Source organism: Geomonas diazotrophica (assembly GCF_019063885.1).
GTDB lineage: Bacteria > Desulfobacterota > Desulfuromonadia > Geobacterales > Geobacteraceae > Geomonas > Geomonas diazotrophica.
In genome coordinates, this window is the sequence record NZ_CP077684.1 from 1,815,319 (window position 1) to 1,832,208 (window position 16,890).

Consider the following 16,890-nt stretch of genomic DNA (forward strand, 5'->3'; position numbering starts at 1 on the left):
GGCGAGAGGTACGCCGTTAGTCCCGGTAGCGCTTGACGAGGTCGCCGTAGGCGTCGATGCGGCGGTCGCGCAAAAACGGCCAGATGCGGCGCACGTCCTCGCTGCGGCGCAGGTCGAGATCGACGACCAGCAGTTCTTCATCCTCGCCGGCGCGGGCCAGGAATTCTCCCTGCGGTCCGGCCGCGAAGCTGGAACCCCAGAACTTGATGCCGGCGCCCGCGCCGCTCGGGTCGGCCTCGAAGCCGACGCGGTTCACGCTGACGACCGGGATGCCGTTGGCGACCGCGTGGGCGCGCTGCACGGTGACCCAGGCGTCCAACTGGCGCTGCTGTTCGGCGGCCTCGTCGCGCGGGTCCCAGCCGATGGCGGTCGGGTAGATGAGGAGGTCGGCGCCGGCAAGCGCCATGAGACGCGCCGCTTCCGGGTACCACTGGTCCCAGCAGACCAGCACGCCCAGCTTGCCGACCGAGGTCTGCACCGGCTCGAAGCCGAGGTCGCCGGGGGTGAAGTAGAACTTCTCGTAGAAGGCCGGGTCGTCCGGGATGTGCATCTTGCGGTACTTCCCGGCGATTGAGCCGTCCTTCTCCAATACCACCGCGGTGTTGTGGTACAGCCCGGGGGCGCGGCGCTCGAAGAGGGAGGTGACGATCACCACGCCGAGTTCGCGGGCCAGAGCGCCGAACTGCTCGGTCGAGGGGCCGGGGATGGTCTCGGCGAGGTCGAAGCAGGCGGTGTCCTCGGTCTGGCAGAAGTAGCTGCCGGTGTGCAGCTCCTGGAGGAGCACGAGCTGCGCTCCCTGGCCGGCGGCTTCGCGGATCCTGGCAGTGGTGGCGGCCACCATCTCGTCGCGCCCCGCCGTAAGGGCCTGCTGCACCAGGGCTACTTTCAGTTTGTCCATGTTCTTCTCCGTCATTAAATGTCCCTCCCTCTCCCGCCGGGAGAGGGCCGGGGTGAGGGCGTTGCACCAGGCTGGAATGTCGTTTTGCGCGACGCCCTCACCTGGCCTGCGGCCACCCTCTCCCAAGGGGAGAGGGGATGCCCCGGTTTCGTACAAGGGCGAATAATCATTCGCCCAGACCCGTCCGCCGGCTACCTGAGCGTCCCCTTGGGAAGCTGCATGGTCACGCAATGCAGGGAGCCGTGCTGCAGGATGAGCGGTAGGCAGTCGATCCCGATCACCTCGTAACCAGGAAATGCCTCGCCGACGGCAACCAGTGCGGCGGCGTCGTTCTTGTCCTGGTAGGTAGGCACCAGCACGGCGCCGTTGATCACCAGGAAGTTGGCGTAGGTTGCCGGAAGCCTCTCCCCCTCTTCGTCGTACACTGCGGCGGGCCAGGGGAGGGGGATGGCGCGGTACGGGCAGCCGCCGCGGGTGCGGAAGGCGAGGATCTCATCCTCCATGGCCTTGAGTGCCGGGTAGTGCTCGTCTTCCGGATCGTCGCAGCGCACGTAGGCGATGGCGTCGTCCGGGCAGATGCGGGCCAGGGTGTCGACGTGGGAGTCGGTGTCGTCGCCGGCCAGGTACCCGTTGGAGAGCCACAGGAACCGGTCGCTGCCGAACAGGCCGTGCAGCTCCTCTTCGAGCTCCTCGCGGGTCAGGTGCGGGTTGCGGTTGTCGTTCATGAGGCATTCCTCGGTGGTGAGGATGGTCCCCTTGCCGTCGCTCTCGATGCTGCCGCCTTCGAGGATCAGCCCGACGGTGTCAAGCGGCGCATTCCAGACGCCCAGCGCCTGCAGCCGCTTGTTGATGCGGTTGTCGAGATCGGACGGGAACTTGAGGCCCCATCCGTTGAAGCCGAAGTTGAGCAGCCTCGGGGCGCCGTCCTCCAGCACCGTGATCGGGCCGAAGTCCCTGGCCCAGGTGTCGTTGGTCTCGACGGGGAGGATGCGCACCTGCTCCAGGTCTGCTCCGGCTCCCTGCAGCTCCTCGCGGACCCGGTCGGGCTCGTCGGCGGCGACGACGACCTTTTCGAACTGGCTGATGGTGCTCGCGATCGCGGCAAAAACGGGGCGGACCTGGTCCAGGTAGGGAAACCAGTCGCTTTGCTCGTGCGGCCATGCCATCAGCACGCCGTCCTGCAGTTCCCACTCTGCCGGTAATCTTCTCTTCTGGTTCACTTGCACTCCTGCTTCGGCCGCGCTGCGGCCTGGGTATTTGCGAACGAAAAAAGTAACATAGCGCGCGAAGTCAATCAAGTTAAATGCTTTGAAAGAAAAGGGGGATTGCTTCCTCTTCCGGTTCCTGTATGATGCACGCCAGCGCAGCAACCAGCCATGCTACAGGAGTTGAAGTATGTCATACCCCGAGACCGTCAACCTCCCCTTCAACGGCGAGATTATCAGGACCAGGTTCACCCAGCTCAAGCCGGACGCCGCGAGCGCCGGCGGCCCCGGATACTGGGTTTTGCTGCAGGGAGACACCCTTCTTCTGCAAGAGGGCGAGCTCTACCGCGGCGAGCTTCCCGCGCCGCTTGAAGACAACGGGCAGGCGCTGCAGTTTGGCGAGTGGGACGGCCAACCGGTGCGGCTTTTCAGCCTCTCCAAGAGCGATGACGTCCCGCAGGGGCTGCAGGGCGTGCCTTGGACCGAGCTCCCCGACCAGATCGCAACCCTGTACGGCGTCGCCCGCCAGATCCTCCACTGGGAGAAGCTGAGCCGTCACTGCTCGCGCTGCGGCAGCGGCGAGATGGCCCGCATCGCCCCCACCTGGGGGAAGCGCTGCGGCGGCTGCGGCCACGAGCATTACCCGCACATCCATCCCTGCGTCATCGTGCTGGTCAGGCGGGGGGACGAATTCCTGCTGGCTCGCAAACCGGAGTGGGCGGCCGGGCGCTACAGCCTGGTGGCCGGTTTCGTCGACTTCGGCGAGTCGCTGGAGGAGTGCGTGGCACGCGAGGTGCTCGAGGAGACCGGGCTGAAGGTGAAGGATGTCCGCTACGTGGGGAGCCAGAACTGGCCCTTCCCGAGCCAGCTCATGGCCGGCTTCGTGGCCAATTACGACTCCGGCGAGATCGTCGTCGAGGAGGACGAGCTCGAGGATGCCCGGTGGTTCACGAAGGAACGGATGCCTCCGGCGCTCCCCCAAAAACGGAGCATCGCCCGGTGGATCATCGACAACTTCGCCCTGGGATCCGGCAGGTGAAAAAAATAATTAAAGTCCCGGGATGTGTGGCCGATAGTGTTAATTAACACCCCGGAACACACTCCTGGGTCTCCTTTTTGGGGGGGCGGATTCAAACCGCCCCCCATTTTTTTTGTCCGAGAGTTTCCTTCAAAACCGCAGCCGTTGCCGGTAATCCCGTCCACCGTCCAATGCCCACCCCCCCCGTTCATGCCCGGTTTTTCGCCAGGTACCTCTTTCTTACGAAGGAACTGAAAAGATAGCGCCCCCCCTCAAGCCGTTCGACCGCCGTGCCGGGTCTTGTCGATTCCTGCGCAGGGTGCTGTTGTATTCGACATCTCTTTCTGCTAACTTAAACGATCCGTTATTCGCTGACCCTGCTGGGAGAAGACGACTTGATCGACATCATGGGCATCCCCCTGCTGCGGCACCTTTTCCAGATGCCTGCCGCGGGCATATACGCACTTGCGGACAAGGTGCACCTCTTCAACGGCTTCGAGCTGTGCAAGAGGAAGCCGGTCCGCGGGGTGAGCTGGCACAAGGACGGCAGCGTCCTCGAGGTCGAGCTCCGCGACGCCGAGGTGTCCTGCCGCGTCACTCTTTCCCTGCTCCAGGGTGATTTCTCCAGCGCCTGCGACTGCGGCACCTGGAGCCCCCACGGCCGCTGCCCCCACCTGGTTGCCGCCCTGGCTACCCTCAAGAAGGCCCTGGCCCCCGCTTCCTTCCCCATGCTGCAACTGCCTAACGACTACCTGCAGGGGATCCGCACCGCCCTGGCAGCCGCGCCGGCTCAGGGTGTCGCAGGGGAGGAGGCGGCGCCGATAACCGAGAGTGGCTACGCACTGGTGCTGGACCGGGACCAGGGTGCGCTGCGCATGCGCCTCATGCTGGACCAGGTTCCGGTGGCCCTGTTCGATGCGGCTCTGCCGGCGTCCATTCGCGAATTCCTGCGGCTTCTTAACTCCTCGGCTCTGCGCGGCCGTGCGGTGGAGGAGTTTCTGTCCCGGTTCCGGGGGAGATTCCCGATTTTCTACCTGGCCCCGCAAGGCCCCCTGCCGCTCTGTTTCGACCCGTCGCTGCAGCGCACCGTCATGCTGCACCTCGACCTGGTCGACGGGGATATCCACGCGAGACTCTCCCTTGAGGATGGTGTTTCCTTCGACGGCGAGGAGTCGTTCATCCACCAGGGGTACTATTTCGACCTGGGGCGCGGCCTCATCCAGAAGGTCGACGATACGGCCACCCGGCTCTTCGCGGAGTTGGGGCGGCGGCTGGCGCAGACGCAGCAGGCCGGGGCGGCGCAGGAGGAGGATACCCTCTGCTTTCCCGCAGCCAGCTTCAACGAGGCCCAATTCGACCTCGGCGGCGGCAGTGAGGAAGAGCTCACCCGGCGGGTGGTCCTCTCCCGGGGGGGCGTTCCGGCAGCGCCGTTGCCGCTGCAGCCGCGCTATCGGCTGAACATCCTCGAACTTGCCGAAATGTCCTCGCTGGTAGCGGAAGGTGTCGCCGACGGCCTCAGCTTCTCCCTCTCTCCCACGGCCTTCCGCTTCTTCAACGTCGCCGGGCGTGCCGTGTTCCCCCAGCCGCTCAAGGCGAAGAAGCGGGTCGCCGCCATCATCAAGGCCTGTTTCGCCGCCCTTCGCGCCGCGAACCTTGGCGAGCGCGACCGGCTGGTGCGCCAGGTGCTTGAAGGGGCCGAATTCTTCAAGCGCGGTGTAAGGTCGGATGCGCGCGCCATCATAGGCGATTTCTGCCAGCAGGCGCAGCAGCCGTCCACCATGCTGCAGCTCTCCGAACAAGGGGAATGGCTGGCCGTGACCGTAGCAGTGGGACGTCAGGGGCGGTTACTCGAGCTTCTGGCCGAGCATTTCGGTTTCGACATCTTCTGGCAGGCAGAAGGAGCGGGGCGTTTCTCCGTGGAGCGCAAGGTCCTGATGCGCCAGCTCTCAGAACTGAAGGGGGCCCTCGCCGCAGAAGGCTATGCCCTCGCCCTTGCCGGAGAGGACCTGCAAACCGCCTCCTGGACCTTCACCCTCGACGCCACCCGTTCCAGTATCGACTGGTTCGAGCTGCGCCCGGAGATCCGGGCCGACGGTGAGCTGGTCAACGAGGCGGAACTGCTGGACGCGCTGCAGGGGGGGGGCGTCTTCCGCAGGGGGAACTCGCTGTTCGTGCTGGACCCGACGACCTGCAGCACCCTGGCGCTTTTCGCACCCCACGCCAAGCGGGAGGTGGTGCGGGTGCCGCGCCTGCAGATCCTCGACTGGATCACGCTGAGAAGAAACGGGGTCCGGGTGCTCCTTTCCCCCGAGGACGAGCGCATTTTCGAAAGCCTGACCCGCTTCGAGAGCATCCCCCGGCGCTCGCCCCCAACGGAGCTGCAGGCCACCCTGCGCAACTACCAGCTCGACGGGTACAGCTGGCTCGCCTTTTTGTACGAGCACCGTTTCGGCGCCTGCCTGGCCGACGACATGGGGCTCGGCAAGACCATCCAGGCCATCGCGCTTCTCGCCGGTCTGAAAGAGGGGGGCATCGACTCACAGCTCCCCCCCGATGTGCCGCACCTGGTGGTGGTCCCCCCGACACTGATCTTCAACTGGGAGAGCGAACTGGCACGCTTCTACCCGGCGCTCAAGGTAGGCGTCTACCGCGGCCAGGGGCGCCGCGCCGAGTTCTCCGGGTTCGACCTGGTGCTCACCAGCTACGGCGTCATCCAGCGCGACATCGACGTGTTGAGCGAGATCCCCTTCCACGTCATCGTCTTCGACGAGGCGCAGGCGGTGAAAAACATCCACGCGGAGACCACCGGCGCGGTGCGCAGGTTGAAGGGGAGGTTCAAGGTTACCCTGACCGGCACCCCGGTGGAGAACCACCTGGGCGAATACTTCTCGGTGATGGACCTTGCGCTGCCGGGCCTTTTGGGGGCCTACGAGCAGTTCCGCAGGCAGATGGGGCGCGAGGGGGCGGAGTTCCTGGAGACGCTGATCCGGCGCACCCACCCCTTCATCCTGCGGCGCTCCAAGGACATGATCGCCGCCGAGCTACCCCCGAAGGTGGAAACCGACATCTACCTGGAGATGAGCCCGAGGCAGAAGGCCCTCTACGCGCGTACCGTGACCGAGGTGCGGGAGACGGTGGCGCGGGCCTTTAGCTCCAACTCCGCCGGGCAGGCGCGCATCATAGCGCTTACCGCCATCCTCAAGCTGCGCCAGATCTGCCTCTGCTCCCGGCTCGTCCTCCCCGACGCCGCCGACCGTTCTCCGAAGGTGGATTTCCTGGTCGACCAGCTGCTGGAACTTTTCGCGGAAGGGCACAGCGTGCTGGTGTTCTCGCAGTTCACCTCCTTCCTGGACATCGTGCAGCAGGGGCTTACCCAGCGCGGCATCGTCTCCTCACGCCTGGACGGCACCACCCCGGTGGCCCGCCGAAAGGAGCTGGTGCAGAATTTCCAGAACTCGACGGAACCGGGCGTGTTCCTGCTGAGCCTGAAGGCGGGGGGGAGGGGGCTCAACCTCACCCGCGCCTCCTACGTCTTCCATCTGGATCCCTGGTGGAACCCGGCGGTGGAGAGCCAGGCATCGGACCGCGCCCACCGTATCGGTCAGAAACGGCAGGTCACCATCACCAGGCTCTTGATGCGGCACTCGATCGAGGAGAAGATGATGGAGCTGAAAAAGCGCAAGCTCAAGCTGTACCGTGCGCTCCTGGAGGACGCGGAAAACGAGGGACCCGTGGCGATCGGGCGGGAGGACTTCGAGTTTTTGCTGGGGCAGGGCTAGGCCTGGGGCTGGGTGAAGTACCTGCAGAAGGAGAGGGTGTTCCGGCCGTTCTTGGAGCTGTAGCTGACCTCGTCCATCAGGGTCTCGATGATGAAGAGCCCCATGCCGTTCTCCGGGATGGAGCCGATCACCTCGGGGTCGAACTCGAGGCTTCGGGGGGCGAACTCCTCGATGGCCTTCCCTTCGTCGGAGACCTCGAAGGAGATGCGGTCGTGGTGCAGGGTGATGGCGGTGTCGACCCGGTACCCTTCCTGGCGCCGGTAGGCGTGGGTGATGGCGTTGTTGAGAGCCTCCACCACGCAGACTTCCATTTCGCCGTAGGCTTCGAGTTTCAAAGGGGAGCAGGCGCAGACGCCACGCACCGCGTGCCCCACCAGGGCCACGTCGCAAAGCCTGCTTTCGATGCTGAGATAGAGGGTCTTGCTCGGTTTATTGATCACGCTGTCCCGCTTTCGCCGTTTTCCGGGTCTTTTCGGTTGCTTCGATGTCGCGCTTAGCTCTGCCGGCGGTCCTTCCCCCACCCATTCGGTACCTCTCTAATCGCGCTTGGGCGCTTCCGGCTCCGTCCAGGCCACCCAGGACTGTGCCACGGAGAGCTGTCTCAGAAACTCGGCGGCAAAGAGGAATTCCCCCTCCGGCGCCGGGACGTTGATGCTCTCTTCGCCGCGCTGGATGGAGAAGGCGTACCCCTGCTTGCCGTTACGCTGGTAGCTCTCCACGTTCAGCTTGGTCACGCTCTCCCCCTCCGCCGATTCGAAGCGGTGGGTGAAGGTCGCCTTGCCTCCCGACGCTTGCAGTTGCGTGATCTTCCTGGAAACCTCGAAGGCCTCGCACGGTTCGGCCACGAAACGGATGTGGGGCTGGCCGGAGGCGAGCCGGAAGAACCTGAAGGCGACGCGCCCCTCCTCGGGTTTGCCGTTTTGCCTCTTCTCGCTGGGTGCTATTTCGACGCCGGTCTGCTTGGCGAAGATGGTGAGTTTAGGAGTTCTCATTGGCCCCCCGGGACAACGCCTATAACTTTAGCGTCCTTCCCAAAGATGTCAATGACCTACAAGAGTACCGGCACCGAGTGGCTCAGGCGCACCTCGCTCTCGGTCACCCTCGCCTGGTAGGCAAGCAGTTCCACTCCCGCCTTAGCCGCCTCCCGCAGCAGGGCCCCGTACGCCGGATCGATGGCGTCGGCCGGCGAGAGGGCGTCGCCGTCGCCACGCTGTACCACGAAGAGGTTCACGGCGCGGTGCCCCTGGCGCACCATCTCCATGAGTTCCCTCAGGTGCTTCTGCCCCCGCGTGCTCACCGCGTCCGGAAAGAGGGCGCAGCGCTCCTGCACCAGGGTGACGTTCTTGGTTTCGACGTAGCAAAGGCCGCGCTCCCCGGAGAGCAGGAGGTCGATCCGGCTCCCGGTGCCGTAGGGGACCTCCAGCTTGATCTTTTCGTAGCCGGAAAGCTCGGCGACGGTCCCGTCCAGGATCGCCTCCCTTGCCAGGAGGTTGGGGAGCATGGTGTTGATCCCCACCCAGACGCCGTCGGCCTGCACCAGCTCCCAGCTGTGGGGGTACTTCCTGCCTGGGTTGCCGCTCACGGAGAGCAGGACGCGGTTGCCGGGGAGGGCGCACCCCATCATGCTCCCGGTGTTGGGGGTGTGCGCGGTGACCACGGTGCCGTCGTCGAGCTCGACGTCGGCCAGAAAGCGTTGGTAGCGACGGATCAGGGTCCCCTGGTAGAGCGGCTGCGGCAGTTTCATGCGGTGAGGTTCCTTTCGGGTGCGATGGAGCGACGCGGCGGATTGGTCAGGCGCAAACTTTAACCGCAAGGTGCGGCCGCTGTCCAGTTAGAATTGGTTGCGGCGGGAAGGCGGCGGCGGAGAAAACTATTGATCTGGTTAGCCATTCTGCTACACTCAGGTGCTGGGCCGCCCGGGGGCAACCGGGAAGGGAGGGGAGGAGACACATGGCAAAAGGGGCGCAGCAAAACCGCGAACATCAGGCAGCAGTACAGCTCTTCGGCAAGACCGTCAGCAAGAGGGCGGGCTTTCGCTGCGAATGGTGCGAAGGGGACCAGGAACTCCGCCTCTGGGAGTACCAGCCGGACCGTGAGCCCGGTGAGGAGAACCTCGCGCTTTTGTGCAGCTCCTGCCGCGAGCTTGTCGGTACGAAGAACCCCGATCCCCGCCGGCTGCGCTCGCTGAGAAACGCGCTCTGGAGCCAGATACCCGCCGTTGCCGAAGGGGCGGCGGTGGTGCTCGCCCGCTGCAAAGAGCCCTGGGTCCGGGAGGCGATCGAGGAGAGTTTCATCGACGAGGGGATGAAGGAGCGCTTGCTGTAGCTCCGGCAGCCGCGTCGGGGCAGGCCGGGCGCCCCGTGCCGGGGATAATCTGTTTGACGCAAGGGGCGCCGGTGTGGTAGAAAAATCCCTTTGTTAATGTGATTTTCTGCTTTGGAAAGGGTGGCAATGTCGCAAGGGATAAAGAAGGGGATACTGCTGGCCGGCGGCGCCGGGAGCAGGCTCTACCCGCTGACCATGGTGGCCAGCAAGCAGCTGCAGCCGGTGTACGACAAGCCGATGATCTATTACCCGCTGGCGACCCTGATGATGGCGGGGATCTCGGACATACTGATCATCTCGACCCCGCAGGACACGCCCCGTTTCGAGGCCCTCCTGGGAGACGGCTCGCGCTGGGGCATCCGCCTGACCTACGCGGTGCAGCCCGAGCCCAAGGGGATCGCCCAGGCCTTTATCATCGGCGAGCGGTTCATCAACGGGGACCCGGTCTGCCTGATCCTTGGCGACAACATCTTTTACGGCAAGATGGAGCTGGACCGCCTGGTCGCCCAGTTTGCCGGTGGCGCCAAGATCTTCGGCTACTACGTGCAGGATCCCGAGCGCTACGGCGTGGTCGAGTTCGACAAGGAGGGGCGGGTGCTCGACCTCGTTGAGAAACCCTCGGCGCCCAAGTCGAATTACGCTATTCCCGGCCTCTACCTCTACGACTCGCGCGTGGTCGAGATCGCCAAGGCGCTCAAGCCGTCGCCGCGAGGGGAGCTGGAGATCACCGACATCAACAAGGAGTACCTAGGGCACGGTGAACTGACCGTCGAGCGCCTGGGACGCGGCATCGCCTGGCTCGACACCGGCACGCACCAGAGCCTCCTGGAGGCCTCCCACTTCATAGGGACGCTGGAGGCGAGGCAGGGGCTGAAGATCGCCTGTCTCGAGGAGATCGCCCTACGCATGGGATTCCTCGACTGCAAGGCCATGGCCAAGGTCATTGATGAAACGCCTAAATCGTCGTACCGCGACTATCTGCAGCGGGTTTACAACGAGACCGAACTTTGCGGCGGAGGTACGGACTAGATGAGCACGGTGCAGCAATTCAACAAGGGACGCATTCACGACGTAACCTGCAAGCCCCTTAAGAAGTTCCTTGACGAGAGGGGATGGCTGACGGAGTTGTTCCGCTCCGACGAACTTGAGCCGGAGATCATGCCGGTCATGTCCTACATCTCCATGACCCAGCCGGGCGTGGCCCGCGGGCCGCACGAGCATGTCGAGCAGACCGATTACTTCTGTTTCCTGGGACCCTCCAATTTCAAGGTCTATCTCTGGGACACCCGTCCCGGTTCGCCCAGCTTTGGGGTGAAGCAGGTGTTGTACGCGGGGGTAGACGCCCCCGCCATGGTGGTGGTCCCCCCCGGCGTGGTGCATGCCTACCGCAACATCGGCACCGAGAACGGTATCGTCTTCAACGCGCCCAACCGCCTCTTTGCCGGGCAGGGGAAGAGCGAACCGGTCGACGAGATACGCCACGAGGAGTTGGTCGATTCTCCCTACCAGCTTGACTGATGCGGCTCCTTGCCGCCTCGGACTATATTTTGATATCGTCATTTTTCGATAGGGGGCACCGTGCCCCCTAAACCATTTTTGAGGCCGATGAAAAACCTTCTGATCCGCTACCGGCGCTTCCTGATGACCGCAGTGATACTGCTGGCGGCCTTTCTGACCTACGCCTTGAACCTCAGGAACAGGGAGCACGCCAACCCCCTGGAGCGCACCGTGATGAGCATCACCGCCCCGGTGGCGGGGTCCGCGGCCAGCGCAAGCGGATTCTTCAGCGACATCTGGAACAACTACATCGACCTGATCGACGTGCGGCGCGAGAACATCGAGCTGAGAAACAGCGTGAAGCGCCTGAACGCGCGGATCATCGCCGACAACGAGGCGGTTGCCGCCAACATGCGGTTCAAGCAGCTCCTCGACTTGAAGGAGAGTGTCGCCGTCCCCTCCTTGGCCGTCTCGGTGATCGGTGAGGACAGCTCCGCCTGGTTCAAGACCCTGGTGGTGGACCGCGGCAGCGCCGACGGGCTCCAGGAGGGGATGCCGGTGGTGGCAACCGGCGGGGTGGTCGGGCGCCTTGTGAAGGTCGCACCGCACTCGTCCCGGGTGCTCTTGCTGACCGACCATGCCAGCGCCATCGCCGCCATCGTGCAGCGCTCCCGCGCCCGCGGCGTGGTGCGCGGCGCCGGGGGAGGACGCTGCTCCCTTGAATTCACCGTGAAGGACGAGGACGTCAAGGTCGGCGACACCGTGATCAGCTCCGGCATCGGGGGCGTCTTCCCGAAGGGGCTCCCCATCGGGGAGGTCACCATGGTGAAAAAGGGGGAGTACGGCGTGTTCCAGACCATCGAGGTCCGCCCGATGGTCAACATCGGGAAGCTGGAAGAGGCGCTGGTACTGGTCAAGCAGCGCGATGAGTAGAGTTCTCCAACACGGGTCAGCCCAGTGATTGCCTATCTAAAAATAGCGGCCATACTCCTTGCCGCCCTGCTGCTCCAGATGACGCTCCTCCCAAGGTACCTGCTGGACCCCTTCCAGCCCAACCTGATCATCATCCTCGTGGTGTACCTGGGACTCAAGCTGCCGCACCGCTTCGCCGGCGTCGCCGTCTTCGCCCTGGGGCTGCTTCAGGACAGTTTCAGCGGGATATACCTGGGGCTGCACGCCTTTTCCTATCTCTGCATCTACACCCTTTTGTCCGAGCTCGCCGACCGGCTCTACACCGACAACCGCGCCCTGTTCGTACTGGTCGTCTTTATCGCCACCATCATGAGTGCCCTCTTGAACCTTTTGCTCCTTCTGGTCTTCTCGGTCGGCAACGGCCTGTACGCCTCGCTTCTCCCCGCGCTCCTGCCGCAGGCGCTGGTCAACGCACTGGTCGCCTCCCTCTTTTCCGGGGTGAGGCTCCCGGTCGAGGAGACGCGATGAAGAAGCTCAACAACATCCTCCCCGACGACGACGGGGGCGGCCGCCGCATCATCGGCCTCTCACTGGGCGCCTGCGCCATGTTCTTCCTGCTCCTGTCCAGGCTTTGGTACCTGCAGGTGATCAGCGCCGAGGACCTGATCGACCAGTCCGAGAACAACCGGCTCCGTTTCGTCCCGGTGGCGGCCCCCCGCGGGGCCATCCTGGACCGCAACGGCAAGGTGCTGGTCTCCAACACCCCCTCCTTCTCGGTGGCGGTCATCCCTCAGGACGTCAAGAACAAGGAACAGCTGATCGACAACCTGGCCCACTACCTGAACCTCGACCGCACCGAGATCGAGACCAAGTGGAACAAGGGGCAGGGGAGGGCGAAGTACTACCCGCTGGTGGTGGCCTCGGGCATCACCCGCGACCAGATGGAATTCCTGGAGGAGAACCGCCTCGCCCTCTCCGGGGTCAACATCGAGATGAAGCCGATCAGGGCCTACACCAACGGCTCGCTCGCCTCGCATCTTCTGGGGTACCTCGGAGAGGTTTCCGAGGACGAGCTGAACAGCGAGCGCTACCGCGAGTACAACGCCGGCGACTACATCGGCAAGAGCGGCATCGAGAGGGCCTGGGAATCCTACCTGCACGGGACCGACGGCGGGCGCCAGATCGAGGTCGATGCCCGGGGCCGCTTCCTGCGCACCGTGGCGGAGACCGGCTCCAGCGTCGGCAACACCGTCATGCTGACCATCGACCTCGACCTGCAGAAGGCCGCGGAACAGGCCCTGGGCGACCAGGCCGGCGCCGCCGTCGCCATGGACGTCAACACCGGCGAGATACTCGCCTTCGTCTCCAGCCCCGACTTCGACCCGGCCCATTTCACCGGTCGCATGCCCCCCGAGGTCTGGAAGAAGTACCTGGAGGACGAGCGCCACCCGCTGGAGAACAAGGCGCTCAAGGGTATGTACCCACCCGGCTCCACTTTCAAGATCATCACCGCCATAGCCGGTCTGGAGGAGGGGCTCATCGACGAGCACACCACCATCCAGTGCACCGGCTCTTACAAGTTCGGCAACGCCACCTTTCGCTGCTGGGACCACAAGGGGCATGGCAGCGTGGACCTGAAGAAGTCGCTCCGGGAATCCTGCGACGTCTACTACTACAAGCTGGCCGAGCGGCTCGGGGTCGATCGGATCGCCAAGTACGCCAAGCGCTTCGGCCTCGGCGCGCCGCTTGGCATCGGCCTGGAGAACGAGAAGGCCGGGGTGATCCCGACCCAGGAGTGGAAGCTCAAGCGCTTCGGCAAGAAGTGGTACTCCGGCGAAACCCTCCCGGTCGGCATCGGCCAGGGGTACGTGCTCACCACCCCGGTACAGCTTGCCTCCATGATCTCCACCGTGGCCAACGAGGGGACCATTTTACGGCCGCATCTGGTCAAGCGCGTGGTCGATTCCGACGGCAAGGTGCTGCAGGACTTCGCGCCGCAGGTGCTGGGGAAGACTGGCCTGAAGCCCGCGACCTACCGCTTCGTCAAGGAAGGGCTTTTGGCCGTCATCAACGAGGCCCACGGCACCGGCGGCGCTTCGCGGCTGTGGGAGGTCAAGGTGGCCGGGAAGACCGGCTCGTCGCAGGTGGTCAAGCTGCGCGACAGCAAGGGGAATATCCCCTACCGCTTCCGCGACCACGCACTGTTCGTCGCCTTCGCCCCTTTTGAAAAGCCGGAGATCGCGGTTGCCGTCATCGTCGAACACGGCGAGCACGGCGGCTCGGCAGCGGGGCCGGTGTCCGGCAAAATCCTGCGTGCCTACTTCGAAGGGAAGGGTGTCATCAAGAAACCGGTCCCCAAGTCGGTCCCCAAGGAAGAAGAAGGGGGCGAAGGGGTGGCCGAGCCCGACACCACCGGCGCAGCGCAGCAGTAACCTCCACCCGCCGCGGCCGCAGTGAACGCCGCGGGCACCCGATAAACGAGGAAGAGATGTTCGACAGACGGCTATTCACCAACTTCGACTGGACCCTGCTAGGGGTGGTGCTGCTCATCACCGCCTTCGGGGTGATCAACATATACAGCGCCTCGTCCTCGTACCGGGACATCGGCACACCCTACTACCTGAAGCAGCTCTACTGGATCGTGGCGGGACTGGGGCTGTGCCTCACCGTCTGCAGCCTCGACTACCACATGCTCGAGGACTTCGCCTACTGGCTTTACGGCGGCGTGCTGGTTCTGCTGGTGCTGGTCCTGGTGGCCGGCAAGACCACCATGGGTGCCACCCGCTGGATCAGCCTCGGGTTCTTCAACATGCAGCCCTCCGAGCCGATGAAGATCGTCATCATCATGACCTTCGCCCGGTTCTTCAGCCGCTACCCGGTCTTCAAGGGGCTCACCCTCAGGGAACTGGTGCAGCCGCTTTTGCTTTTGGGGATCCCGGCCGTGCTGATCATGAAGCAGCCTGACCTGGGTACCGCGATCCTGGTGTCCCTCATCGCCGGCACCATGCTCCTATTCGTCGGGGTGCGCTTTTCTGCCCTCGGGACCATCTTCGCCGCAGCGGTTCCCACCGTGGTGATCGCCTGGCAGTTCCTGCTCCACGACTACCAGAAAAAGCGCATCTACAACTTCCTGAACCCCGATCTCGACCCACTGGGGAGCGGCTACCACATCATCCAGAGCAAGATCGCGGTCGGCTCCGGCGCCACCTTCGGCAAGGGGTTCATGCAGGGGACCCAGTCCCAGCTCCGCTTTCTGCCGGAGCAGCACACCGATTTCGCCTTCTCCGTTTTCGCGGAGGAGTGGGGCTTTCTCGGCTGCCTGCTCATGCTCACCCTCTACCTGTTCCTGATCCTTTGGGGGCTGGGGATCGCCAAGAGATGCAACGACCGTTTCGGTTCGCTGCTGGCCATAGGGGTCACCGCCATGCTCTTCTGGCACATCGTCATCAACATGGGGATGGTGATCGGCCTGATGCCGGTGGTGGGGGTGCCGCTTCCTTTCTTCTCCTACGGGGGGACCTCGATGGTCACCTCCATGGTCGGGGTCGGCATCCTGCTCAACATCAGCATGCGGCGCTTCATGTTCTGACCATCGCCGGGCCGCCCCGGCCCAATAGGAGCGCCAGATGCACATCGCCCTCGTCGAGCCCTACTGCACCGGGTCGCACGCCGCCTGGGCCACCGAGTACGCCGCCCATTCCAGCCACGACGTCGAGCTCTTCACCCTGGCTGGCCGCAACTGGAAATGGCGCATGCATGGCGGCGCGGTCGCCCTTGCCGGCCGCTTCCTGGCGGCAGGGAAGAGGCCCGATCTCATCCTGGCCACGGACATGCTCGACCTGACCACCTTCCTGGCGCTGACCAGGCCGCTCAGCGACCGCTGCCGCAGCGCAATCTACTTCCACGAAAACCAGCTCACCTATCCCTGGTCTCCCGGCGACCCCGACCCCGGGGAGCAGCGCGACCTGCACTACGCCTTCATCAACTACGTGAGCGCCCTGTGCGCCGACGCGGTGCTGTTCAACTCGCGTTACCACATGGACTCCTTTTTGGGGGAGCTCCCCGCCTTTTTGAAGCGGTTTCCTGATGCCGTCGAGCTCTCGACCGTGGAGCGGATCGCGGCCAAGAGTCGCGTGCTGCCTCTGGGGCTGGACCTGCGCAAATTCGAGCCCTTTCGGCCGCAGGAGCGTGCCGAGACCGGGGTGCCGCTGCTGCTTTGGAACCACCGCTGGGAATATGACAAGGCGCCGGAGCCCTTCTTCGAGGCGCTGTACCGGCTTGCCGACGAGGGGGTGGAGTTCCGGGTGGCGGTTCTGGGTGAGTCCTTCGGGAGAGTTCCGCCTGTTTTCAAACAGGCGCGGGAGAGGCTTGGCGCGAGGGTGGTGGGGTGGGGCTACCAGAAGAGCTTCGCCGAGTATGCCGAGTGGCTTTGGCGCGCCGACATCCTCCCGGTGACCTCGCGGCAGGAGTTTTTCGGCGCCAGCGTGGTGCAGGCGCTCTATTGCGGATGCCGGGCGCTGTTGCCGGACCGGCTGGCCTACCCCGAGCACGTGCCTGACGGCTTGACCAGCGCGGTGCTGTACCGGGACGGGGAGTCGTTGCTGGATCGGCTCAGGGGCTTGCTGCAGGGGGCGCAACACGGGGCGCAACACGGGGCGCGTTTGGACCGACACGTGGCGTGCTACGACTGGGAGCGCCTGGCTCCGGTCTACGATGACTTTTTCAGCGGCTTGATCGGTAGCGAAGAGGGAGAGGTGCCCGAGATTGCTCTCGTTTAGTGGGGGGAAACTCGGAGAGGTTGAGAGGGGGGGCGCCTGCGGCGCCCCCGTTCCCGTTTAGGCGGCCTGCTTGCTTACGGTGATGATCTGGGACGCTTTCTCGAGCCAGACGGTACCGCAGGAGTTGCATTCGAGAAGGTCTTTCGCATAACCATCGGAATGCATGTCGATCTCGATTCCTACTTTGTTGTCACAGTGCGGGCATTTCATGTTTTGTTTTCTCCTAGGAGGAAGTATGATTCTGACAATATATAGAACCGCTCGTGTTGGTCAAGAGGTATTTTTTCAAAAAAGTTACCTAAAACAGTAGTTTAGCTTTCACGTCACGACCTGATCCTAAGCCTCCATTTTAAAACATTTCATTTTTCAGCGTCGTCCAGGCCTCGAAAATTCGTTGTAACTCATCGGTTTTGTAATGCATTTCCCGTTATCAAACAAGGGTATGCTTTCACGGCGGTATTGCGTTGACCTTTGCGTA

16 protein-coding genes are annotated in these 16,890 nt (G+C 64.0%); 10 read left to right on the top strand and 6 right to left on the bottom strand.

What is annotated here, in order from left to right; all coding sequences use genetic code 11:
- Positions 1–16: 16 nt before the first annotated feature.
- Together KP003_RS07915 and KP003_RS07920 are read right to left on the bottom strand one after the other, a co-directional pair.
- Complete coding sequence (locus KP003_RS07915) at positions 17–898, bottom strand: carbon-nitrogen hydrolase (RefSeq protein WP_275423236.1); 882 nt, start codon at positions 896–898, stop codon at positions 17–19.
- Between the two features lie 191 nt (positions 899–1,089).
- Positions 1,090–2,118: an agmatine deiminase family protein gene (locus tag KP003_RS07920; RefSeq protein WP_216791448.1), complete on the bottom strand. Its 1,029-nt coding sequence runs from the start codon at positions 2,116–2,118 to the stop codon at positions 1,090–1,092.
- 175 nt (positions 2,119–2,293) lie between these two features.
- On the opposite strand from KP003_RS07920, the gene nudC reads away from it, so the two are divergent.
- Together nudC and KP003_RS07930 are read left to right on the top strand one after the other, a co-directional pair.
- On the top strand, positions 2,294–3,142 hold the full coding sequence (gene nudC / locus KP003_RS07925; RefSeq protein WP_216791450.1) for an NAD(+) diphosphatase: 849 nt from the start codon (positions 2,294–2,296) through the stop codon (positions 3,140–3,142).
- Positions 3,143–3,516: 374 nt separating this feature from the next.
- Entirely contained in the window at positions 3,517–6,900 is a 3,384-nt protein-coding gene (locus KP003_RS07930; RefSeq protein ID WP_236026783.1) for a DEAD/DEAH box helicase, read from the top strand.
- On the opposite strand, the gene KP003_RS07935 is transcribed toward KP003_RS07930, so the two are convergent.
- The 3 genes from KP003_RS07935 to sfsA form a co-directional block, all read right to left on the bottom strand.
- Positions 6,897–7,340 (bottom strand): ATP-binding protein, encoded by a 444-nt coding sequence (locus tag KP003_RS07935; RefSeq protein ID WP_216498037.1) that lies wholly within the window; start codon positions 7,338–7,340, stop codon positions 6,897–6,899. The genes KP003_RS07930 and KP003_RS07935 overlap by 4 nt on opposite strands.
- A gap of 96 nt (positions 7,341–7,436) precedes the next feature.
- Positions 7,437–7,892, bottom strand: coding sequence for a hypothetical protein (locus KP003_RS07940; RefSeq protein ID WP_216498036.1), 456 nt, complete (start codon positions 7,890–7,892; stop codon positions 7,437–7,439).
- A gap of 56 nt (positions 7,893–7,948) precedes the next feature.
- On the bottom strand, positions 7,949–8,644 hold the full coding sequence (gene sfsA, locus KP003_RS07945) for a DNA/RNA nuclease SfsA (protein ID WP_216498034.1): 696 nt from the start codon (positions 8,642–8,644) through the stop codon (positions 7,949–7,951).
- Between the two features lie 206 nt (positions 8,645–8,850).
- Here sfsA and KP003_RS07950 point away from each other — a divergent pair, with 206 nt between their 5' ends.
- From KP003_RS07950 to KP003_RS07985, 8 genes are all read left to right on the top strand, one after another.
- Positions 8,851–9,225: a hypothetical protein gene (locus KP003_RS07950; RefSeq protein ID WP_216498032.1), complete on the top strand. Its 375-nt coding sequence runs from the start codon at positions 8,851–8,853 to the stop codon at positions 9,223–9,225.
- 126 nt (positions 9,226–9,351) lie between these two features.
- Positions 9,352–10,254: a glucose-1-phosphate thymidylyltransferase RfbA gene (gene rfbA, locus KP003_RS07955; RefSeq protein ID WP_216791451.1), complete on the top strand. Its 903-nt coding sequence runs from the start codon at positions 9,352–9,354 to the stop codon at positions 10,252–10,254.
- The gene (locus KP003_RS07960; RefSeq protein WP_216498028.1) at positions 10,255–10,743 is read left to right on the top strand and encodes a dTDP-4-dehydrorhamnose 3,5-epimerase family protein; all 489 of its coding nucleotides are present in this window, start codon (positions 10,255–10,257) and stop codon (positions 10,741–10,743) included. It begins immediately after the preceding gene.
- Between the two features lie 87 nt (positions 10,744–10,830).
- A complete protein-coding gene (gene mreC / locus KP003_RS07965; RefSeq protein ID WP_216498027.1) occupies positions 10,831–11,655 on the top strand; it encodes a rod shape-determining protein MreC in 825 nt (274 codons plus the stop codon).
- A 24-nt stretch (positions 11,656–11,679) separates the two neighbouring features.
- Complete coding sequence (gene mreD, locus KP003_RS07970; RefSeq protein ID WP_216791453.1) at positions 11,680–12,162, top strand: rod shape-determining protein MreD; 483 nt, start codon at positions 11,680–11,682, stop codon at positions 12,160–12,162.
- Positions 12,159–14,066, top strand: coding sequence for a penicillin-binding protein 2 (mrdA, locus tag KP003_RS07975; protein WP_216498023.1), 1,908 nt, complete (start codon positions 12,159–12,161; stop codon positions 14,064–14,066). Before mreD ends, mrdA begins: the two co-directional genes overlap by 4 nt.
- A gap of 56 nt (positions 14,067–14,122) precedes the next feature.
- Entirely contained in the window at positions 14,123–15,223 is a 1,101-nt protein-coding gene (gene rodA, locus KP003_RS07980) for a rod shape-determining protein RodA (RefSeq protein ID WP_216791455.1), read from the top strand.
- A 37-nt stretch (positions 15,224–15,260) separates the two neighbouring features.
- Positions 15,261–16,412: a tRNA-queuosine alpha-mannosyltransferase domain-containing protein gene (locus KP003_RS07985; RefSeq protein WP_216791457.1), complete on the top strand. Its 1,152-nt coding sequence runs from the start codon at positions 15,261–15,263 to the stop codon at positions 16,410–16,412.
- A 57-nt stretch (positions 16,413–16,469) separates the two neighbouring features.
- Here the strand turns inward: KP003_RS07985 and KP003_RS07990 are convergent, their stop codons facing one another.
- Complete coding sequence (locus KP003_RS07990; RefSeq protein WP_217300585.1) at positions 16,470–16,622, bottom strand: hypothetical protein; 153 nt, start codon at positions 16,620–16,622, stop codon at positions 16,470–16,472.
- Positions 16,623–16,890: the final 268 nt, after the last annotated feature.